Raw genomic sequence first — 6,396 nt, forward strand, 5'->3', positions numbered from 1 at the left:
CGGTTGATCGGGGCGGGTGATGGATGCGTATGCACATACCGTCCGGAATCCGAATCACGTTCTCGATGTCGTCGACCTCTCCGAGGAGCTCCACCGTGACGCTTGCCGCCTCCGCCTCCCGAGCTGCCGCGATCCTGTCCCGGCCTGTCTCGATCAACGGTCTGACGGTCCCCAACCGGATCGCGATGGCGCCCATGACCAGGATGTTCTCGCCGGGCGGCATACCCGGGGAGAACGTGGTGTCGTACTACGCGCGCCGTGCCGCCGCGGGCGTGGGCCTGATCGTCACCGAAGGCACGTACGTCGGACACGAGTCGGCCGGGCAGAGCGACAGCGTTCCGCGCTTCCACGGTGAGGAGCAGCTCGCCGGCTGGGCGAAGGTCGCCGACGCGGTGCACGCGGCGGGCGGGACGATCGTGCCCCAGCTGTGGCACATCGGCATGGTGCGCAAGACGGGCGAGCCCCCCTTCACGGATGCCCCGGCGGTCGGCCCCTCCGGCCTGCGCCTCGACGGCACGCCCGGCACCGGCAAGGAGATGACGCAGCAGGACCTGGACGACGTCATCGCCGCCTTCGCCAAGGCCGCGGCCGACGCGGAGCGCATCGGCTTCGACGGCGTCGAACTGCACGGCGCGCACGGCTACCTGATCGACCAGTTCCTGTGGAAGGGCACCAACCAGCGCACCGACGCCTACGGCGGCGACCTCGTCGCCCGTACGAAGTTCGCGGCGGAGATCGCCGCGGCGGTACGGGACTCGGTGTCCCCGGACTTCCCCGTCATCTTCCGCTACTCGCAGTGGAAGCAGGAGGCGTACGACGCGAAGCTCGCCGAGACCCCCGAGGAACTGGAGGCGCTGCTGACCCCGCTGGCCGCGGCCGGTGTGGACGCCTTCCACGCCTCCACGCGCCGCTACTGGCTCCCGGAGTTCGACGGCTCGGACCTCAACCTCGCGGGCTGGACCAAGAAGGTCACCGGCAAGCCCACCCTCACCGTCGGCTCGGTCGGCCTGGACGGCGAGTTCCTCCGCGCGTTCGCCGGTGAGGGCTCGCCGGTCAGGAGCATCGACGACCTGCTGGACCGTCTGGAGGCCGAGGAGTTCGACATGGTCGCCATCGGCCGCGCCCTGCTCCAGGACCCCGAGTGGGCGGCGAAGGTGCTGGAGGGCCGCGTCGACGAGCTGACGTCGTACGACGCGGCGTCGCTGAAGACGCTGAGCTGACCCGACCCGACCCGACCCGACCCGGAACCCGGAACCCGGAACCCGGACTCAGGCCGACCGCTTCTGCCGCTGGATGTACTCCTTGGCCAGCCGCACCTCCTCCCGCACATCGGCGGTCAGCGGACGACGCATCAGCGGCTCCGCGAGCCAGCGCAGCGGGGGCCGGAACCGGAAGTTGAGGGTGCGCACGAGGCGGGTGCCGCCCTCGACCGGGGTGCAGACGAAGCTGGCGTCGAAGTCGGACGCCAGCTTCGTCAGGCGGTTGGCGGGGGGCGGGGCGAGTTCGATGTCGATACGGCGGCCCGGCGTCAGCCGCGCCCGCGCCACCGTCTTCGGCGCCGGGAGGCCGACCAGCCTCGGCCGGAACGCGAACTCCAGCCGGTCCCCCTCGCGCCGGGTCCACAACACCGGGTGGAGTTTGCGGTCGACCAGCGCATATCGCTCGACGTCCATCACGAAGTCGAGCAACTCGTCGGGCGTACACGGAAAGGTTTCTGTGACTTCGACCGTGAGCATGCGGTCACGCTAGTGGCGTCCGCCGTGATGGTGAACAGCCCCACGCGGCCTCTTCCCCGACTTCGCTCCGAGCCAAATTCGATCGCCGGAGGCGGTTGCGCGGGGCCGGTTCCTGGCCCGGTGGGTCAGCCCATGCTCTTGGCGCCGTCCAGGGACTCCCGGATGATGTCGGCGTGGCCGGCGTGCTGGGCCGTCTCGGCGATGATGTGCAGCAGCACCCTGCGGGCCGACCAGTGCGTGTCCTGGAACCACGGGGCCTTGGGCAGCGGCTGGGAGGCGCCCAGGTCGGGCAGGGAGGCGACCAGCTTCTCCGTCCGCTCGGCCGTCTCCTCGTAGTCGGCCAGCACACCGGCCAGCGTCTCGCCGGGCAGCATCCGGAACTCATCGGCCCGCTTGGCCCAGTCGGCCTCGGTCATCGCGGTGAAGTCGCCCATCGCCGACGGGCCCTCCTGGATGAAGGCCACCCAGGAGCGTTCGGTCGACGTGACGTGTTTGATCAGGCCGCCGAGACAGAGTTCGCTGGCGGTGGTTCGCTGCCCGGCCTGCTCGTCGGTGAGGTCGCGGGTGGTGAACCGCAGGAAGTGCCGGTGCTTGGCCAGCGTCTCCAGGATGTCGGTGCGCTCGTCGGTGGTCTGGGGGGTCTGCGGGGTCTGGGTGTCGTTCATGGTGTGGGCCCTCCGTGGATTGCGGCTCTGGTTCCTGTTCCGTTCGGTGAGACACACGTTAGAAGTCGTATAGGTCAGATCCTGACCGCTTCGCCGACCGACCCCACAATCTCTTCCGCTGAGGGATAGCCGCGGGCGGCTCATCGCGTCGTGATGGTTGCCGAGAAGGGGGAGGGTCGATGAAGGCCTCGAGTCACGATGAGTTCCGGGAGTTCGTAGCGATGCGCTCCACCGCGCTGCTGCGGCTCGCGGTGCTGCTCACCGGCGGGGACCGGCATGCGGCGGAGGATCTGCTGCAGATCGCGCTGATGAAAGCGTACGGGCGCTGGGCGCAGATAGAGCAGCCCGAGGCGTATGTCCGCCAGGTCCTCTACCGCCAGCAGGTCAGCCGCTGGCGGCTGCGCAGACACCGCGCCGAGACGACGGTGCCCGTACTGCCCGAGTCCGACGGGGACGCCGACACCGGGTCGGACCCCGAACTGCGGATCGCGCTGTGGGCGGCGCTCGGTCGTCTGACGAAGCGGCAGCGGGCCGTGGTCGTGCTGCGCTACTTCGAGGACCTGCCCGAGGGCGAGGTCGCGGCGCTGCTGGGGTGTCCGGTCGGAACGGTGCGCAGTACGGCGTACCGGTCGCTCGCCAAGCTCCGGTCGCTCGTACCGGAGCTCGGGCCCGAAGGGCCCGCGGAACAGGTGAAGCCGCTCAGCTTTACGTCGAAGGGGGTCCAGGGATGACGACGGAGCAGGTGCAGCAGGTGGAGGAGAAGGTCCGGGAGACGCTGCACGCGGTCGCCCTGGACCGGGTGCGGGCGCCCGGGGACCTGGTCGAGGCGGTGGTACGGCGACGCAACCGGCGCCGTTTCTCGCAGGCCGCGGGGGCGGCGGTGGCCGTCGCCGGGATCACCGTGGGTGCGGTCTTCGGCTTCGGGGGCGGCGGCGGGGCCGATCCGGACCGGTCGGCACGGCCGGCTGTCTCGCCGGAGGGATGGAAGCCGTGGCAGAGCGACGCGCCTGGCGCGAGCGAGCGGGGCTGTCTGGTGGACGGTTCCGCGCTGTACTGCGCCGGGTTCAAGTACGACGCCGCGAAGTTCGACGCCAACACCGGCGAGCGGCTGTGGACGGTCAAGGTCAACGGTGAGGGCGACGGGCCCGACCACCCGTTCGCCGTACGCGACGGCGTGCTCTACGGCTACCGCAACCACACCGCCGACAAGCAGCCGAACGGGGACTACGCGGGCGGTACCGACCTGATGGCGGTGAACACCGACACCGGCAAGATGCTGTGGTCGGTGGAGATGGCGCACGACAACCGCGACCGCCAGTCCGCCCTGCTCATCGACGGCGCGATACTGGCCAACACCCCGACGGATCGAACGTTGACGGCCCTCGATCCGCTGACCGGTAAGGAGAAGTGGCGCCACACCTGGAACAAGGGCATCTGGTGTGACCGGGCGGCGCTGAGCGGTGTGCCCTACCTTCTGTGCACGCCGGAAGCCAAGAAGCCGGGCGACACCGACGTCCTCCGTCTCGACCCCGCCACCGGAAGTGCCGAGAAGGTCATGACCCTCCCCGGCAGCCACGAAATCGTCGGGGTGTCCGGGGACCGCATGGCCCTGCTCGGAGTGAAGGACGCGGGCAGCAAGAACCTGCTGCTGACCACCATCAACAGCTCCGGGAAGCAGACCTCACACCCCTATCGGGTCGATGGGCAGCCGGCCGACCGGGATGTCGTCGGTGATCGTCTGATCTCCGTGTCCTGGAAGGGCAAGGCCTCGGTCTACTCGCTGACCACGGGAAAGACCCTGTGGACCCGATCGGTGGGCGTCAAGATGCCCGACAAGGACACGATGTCGGGCATCGCTTCTCCCGTGGTGTCGGAGAGTCAGGGGGTCGTGTACTTCCTCGGCCCGACCGGAGAACTGTCCGGCCTCGATCTGCGCACAGGGGAGCAGGTCTGGAGTGGTCACGCCGACATCGGCAAGCGCGGGCCGGAGTCCGCCTTCGGGCTCCCGTCCCAGATCCTGCTCTACGAGGACGTGCTGGTGGCCCGGAGCGGCAGCAAGATCGTCTCCCTACTGCCGCGGACCGGTAACTGACCGGAGATAGGTCAGGGCCGGCCGCCCGTTGAGCCGCGTCTGGCCCGTGACGGTGAACCCGACACGGGCCAGCACGGCGCGCGACGCGGCGTTGTCGAGCGTGGCCCGCGCCCGCAGGGTGGTCAGCCCGTATCCGTCGGCGGCGAGTTCGCACACCGCCCGTACGGCCCGGGTGGCCAGCCCGCGGCCTGCGGCCCGCTCGGCGATCCGGTAGCCGAGCTCGGCGACTCCGTCCGCCACGTCCACCAGGTTGACCCGCCCCAGCACCTCGCCCGCCGTGTCGACCAGCACGTGGTAGTGGCATTCCCCCGCCTCCTGGTCGGCGAGCTGGAGGCGGTGCCGTTCGTCGAACTGCTCGAAGTACTCGTCGCCCCGGTCGGGGATGGACGCGGCGAAGTAGGCCCGGTTCTCCCGCTCGAAGGCGAGGATGGCGGGGGCGTGGTCCGGTCGGAGCAGTTGCAGTTGCAGTTGCAGTTGCAGTTGCAGTTGCGGCTCGGGCACGGGTACTAGTCCCGCTTGAGGTCTTCGACGAACGCGGACCACGCGTCCGCTCGGAAGACGAGCTTCGGGCCGTGGGGGTATTTGGAGTCGCGGACGGGGGTGTGGGTGGGGTGGTTGTCGGCGACTTCGAGGCACTCGTTGCCGCCGCCGCCGCTGTAGGTCGACTTGCGCCAGGCAGCCGTGCTCAGGTCGTACTCAGGGAAGGTCCTCATGGGCGTAATCCTGCGCCACCGCCTCGATCAGGGCCAATGACTTCTGCGGCGAGAGTGCGGAGGCCGTGAGGAGTTCGAAGGTGTACCTCAACTGGGCGACGGTGGCTGGGTCGTCCTCCAGCCGTCCAGTGCTGGGTCCCTCGAAGTAGACCAGTGGGGGAGCGTCCTCGAAGTCCATCAGCCTCATCGAGCCCTCCATGGCCTTGTGCGCTCCTGCGCTGAACGGCAGTACCTGCACGATGACCCGGCTCCGACGGACCAGAGCGGCGACGTGACGCAGTGCTTCTGTCATCACCGCTCGACCGCCCGTCTCGCGGCGCACCACGGCCTCGTCGAGTACCACCCACAACAACGGCTTTGTTGGGTCGTCGAGCAGGCGGGTCCGCTCCATCCGACCGTCCACCCACTCGTCGATGATCTCCTTGGATGCCGTCGGGGCGTACGCCCTGTTCACGGCCCGTGCGTACGCGGGTGTCTGGAGAAGCCCGGGGATCAGCATCGGTGCGTACTGGCGGATCTCCGTGGCAAGTGCTTCCGCCTCCGCTGCCTCGGCGAAGTGCTCGGGGTAGCGGGACTTCGCCGCCGCCCCACAGTTCCGCTGGAAGAAGTCGTCCGTCCCAAGGACTTCGTCCAGCAACCGCGCGTACTCCCTCTGCATCCGCCGCGTACCCGCCTCCAACTGCCCGATGAACGAACCGCTCACGAACAGGCGCAGGCCCAACTCCTCCTGACTGAGGCCGGCTTTCTCGCGTGCGTGGCGTAGTTCCGCGCCCAGCAGGGCGCGGGGCGAAGACGACGGGTCGAGGTCCTTCGGTCCTGGCATGGCAACTCCCTGTCGTACAGCTGAGGTTGTTGGGGCGCCCTGTCTGGCCAGGTTAGACGGGTTGTGGACACGCTGTGTGGTGAATCGGCAACTCAGCGTGGAGGTAGGTAGTCGTGCGGTCGACCGAGGAAGTCGTGAAGTCGTTGCGGGAGGCCCTCGTGGGCACGGGTGTCGTGCTGCCGTCGTTGCGTGTGGACCCGGTGACCGCCGCGAGTGAGGAGCCGTTCGCCCTGGTCGACCTGGGGCGCTGCAACGTGCGGACGGCCGAGCGGCTGGCCTCGGTGCTGCGTGGAGAGGAGCCGCTGGTCGGGGCGCACGTCGTGGACGTACGGGACGGGCGGGTCGGCGAGGTGATGGGGCACGTGGG

At 69.3% G+C, this 6,396-nt stretch carries 10 protein-coding genes; 4 read left to right on the forward strand and 6 right to left on the reverse strand.

The window, feature by feature from the left end:
• A partial coding sequence (locus FNH08_RS52645) for a hypothetical protein (protein ID WP_228034691.1) occupies positions 1-196 on the reverse strand: 196 nt, incomplete at its 3' end.
• On the opposite strand from FNH08_RS52645, the gene FNH08_RS41615 reads away from it, so the two are divergent.
• A complete protein-coding gene (locus FNH08_RS41615) occupies positions 195-1,220 on the forward strand; it encodes an NADH:flavin oxidoreductase (RefSeq protein WP_265579841.1) in 1,026 nt (341 codons plus the stop codon). The two genes, FNH08_RS52645 and FNH08_RS41615, sit on opposite strands and share 2 nt — an antisense overlap.
• Positions 1,221-1,268: 48 nt before the next feature.
• Here FNH08_RS41615 and FNH08_RS41620 read toward each other — a convergent pair whose 3' ends face one another.
• Positions 1,269-1,736 (reverse strand): SRPBCC family protein, encoded by a 468-nt coding sequence (locus FNH08_RS41620; RefSeq protein WP_152776712.1) that lies wholly within the window; start codon positions 1,734-1,736, stop codon positions 1,269-1,271.
• Between the two features lie 125 nt (positions 1,737-1,861).
• Complete coding sequence (locus FNH08_RS41625) at positions 1,862-2,401, reverse strand: DinB family protein (RefSeq protein ID WP_152776713.1); 540 nt, start codon at positions 2,399-2,401, stop codon at positions 1,862-1,864.
• A gap of 179 nt (positions 2,402-2,580) precedes the next feature.
• Between FNH08_RS41625 and FNH08_RS41630 the strand changes: the two genes are divergently transcribed.
• Positions 2,581-3,132 (forward strand): SigE family RNA polymerase sigma factor, encoded by a 552-nt coding sequence (locus FNH08_RS41630; RefSeq protein ID WP_152776714.1) that lies wholly within the window; start codon positions 2,581-2,583, stop codon positions 3,130-3,132.
• A complete protein-coding gene (locus tag FNH08_RS41635) occupies positions 3,129-4,493 on the forward strand; it encodes an outer membrane protein assembly factor BamB family protein (RefSeq protein WP_152776715.1) in 1,365 nt (454 codons plus the stop codon). Before FNH08_RS41630 ends, FNH08_RS41635 begins: the two co-directional genes overlap by 4 nt.
• On the opposite strand, the gene FNH08_RS41640 is transcribed toward FNH08_RS41635, so the two are convergent.
• Genes FNH08_RS41640 through FNH08_RS41650 form a run of 3 tightly spaced genes read right to left on the reverse strand, consistent with a single transcriptional unit; the run spans position 4,470 to position 6,029 of the window.
• Positions 4,470-4,994 carry a GNAT family N-acetyltransferase gene (locus tag FNH08_RS41640; RefSeq protein WP_322726313.1) on the reverse strand — a complete coding sequence of 175 codons (525 nt, stop codon included), beginning with the start codon at positions 4,992-4,994 and terminating at the stop codon, positions 4,470-4,472. The two genes, FNH08_RS41635 and FNH08_RS41640, sit on opposite strands and share 24 nt — an antisense overlap.
• 5 nt (positions 4,995-4,999) lie before the next feature.
• Positions 5,000-5,206, reverse strand: a complete 207-nt coding sequence (locus tag FNH08_RS41645; RefSeq protein ID WP_152776716.1) for a DUF397 domain-containing protein — start codon at positions 5,204-5,206, stop codon at positions 5,000-5,002.
• Positions 5,190-6,029: a helix-turn-helix domain-containing protein gene (locus FNH08_RS41650; protein ID WP_152776717.1), complete on the reverse strand. Its 840-nt coding sequence runs from the start codon at positions 6,027-6,029 to the stop codon at positions 5,190-5,192. Before FNH08_RS41650 ends, FNH08_RS41645 begins: the two co-directional genes overlap by 17 nt.
• Before the next feature lie 113 nt (positions 6,030-6,142).
• On the opposite strand from FNH08_RS41650, the gene FNH08_RS41655 reads away from it, so the two are divergent.
• Positions 6,143-6,396 (forward strand): hypothetical protein (locus FNH08_RS41655; RefSeq protein WP_322726314.1); only part of this gene is annotated, 254 nt, incomplete at its 3' end.

The sequence above is a fragment of the Streptomyces spongiae genome (genome assembly GCF_009377185.1).
Taxonomy (GTDB): domain Bacteria; phylum Actinomycetota; class Actinomycetes; order Streptomycetales; family Streptomycetaceae; genus Streptomyces; species Streptomyces spongiae.

What these genes read in the sequence shown, in the direction of transcription:
- FNH08_RS41630 (WP_152776714.1), top strand. Translation starts at nt 2,581, where the DNA reads ATGAAGGCCTCGAGTCACGATGAGTTCCGGGAGTTCGTAGCGATGCGC.
- FNH08_RS41620 (WP_152776712.1), bottom strand. Translation starts at nt 1,736, where the DNA reads ATGCTCACGGTCGAAGTCACAGAAACCTTTCCGTGTACGCCCGACGAG.
- FNH08_RS41635 (WP_152776715.1), top strand. Translation starts at nt 3,129, where the DNA reads ATGACGACGGAGCAGGTGCAGCAGGTGGAGGAGAAGGTCCGGGAGACG.
- FNH08_RS41625 (WP_152776713.1), bottom strand. Translation starts at nt 2,401, where the DNA reads ATGAACGACACCCAGACCCCGCAGACCCCCCAGACCACCGACGAGCGC.
- FNH08_RS41645 (WP_152776716.1), bottom strand. Translation starts at nt 5,206, where the DNA reads ATGAGGACCTTCCCTGAGTACGACCTGAGCACGGCTGCCTGGCGCAAG.
- FNH08_RS41615 (WP_265579841.1), top strand. Translation starts at nt 195, where the DNA reads ATGACCAGGATGTTCTCGCCGGGCGGCATACCCGGGGAGAACGTGGTG.
- FNH08_RS41650 (WP_152776717.1), bottom strand. Translation starts at nt 6,029, where the DNA reads ATGCCAGGACCGAAGGACCTCGACCCGTCGTCTTCGCCCCGCGCCCTG.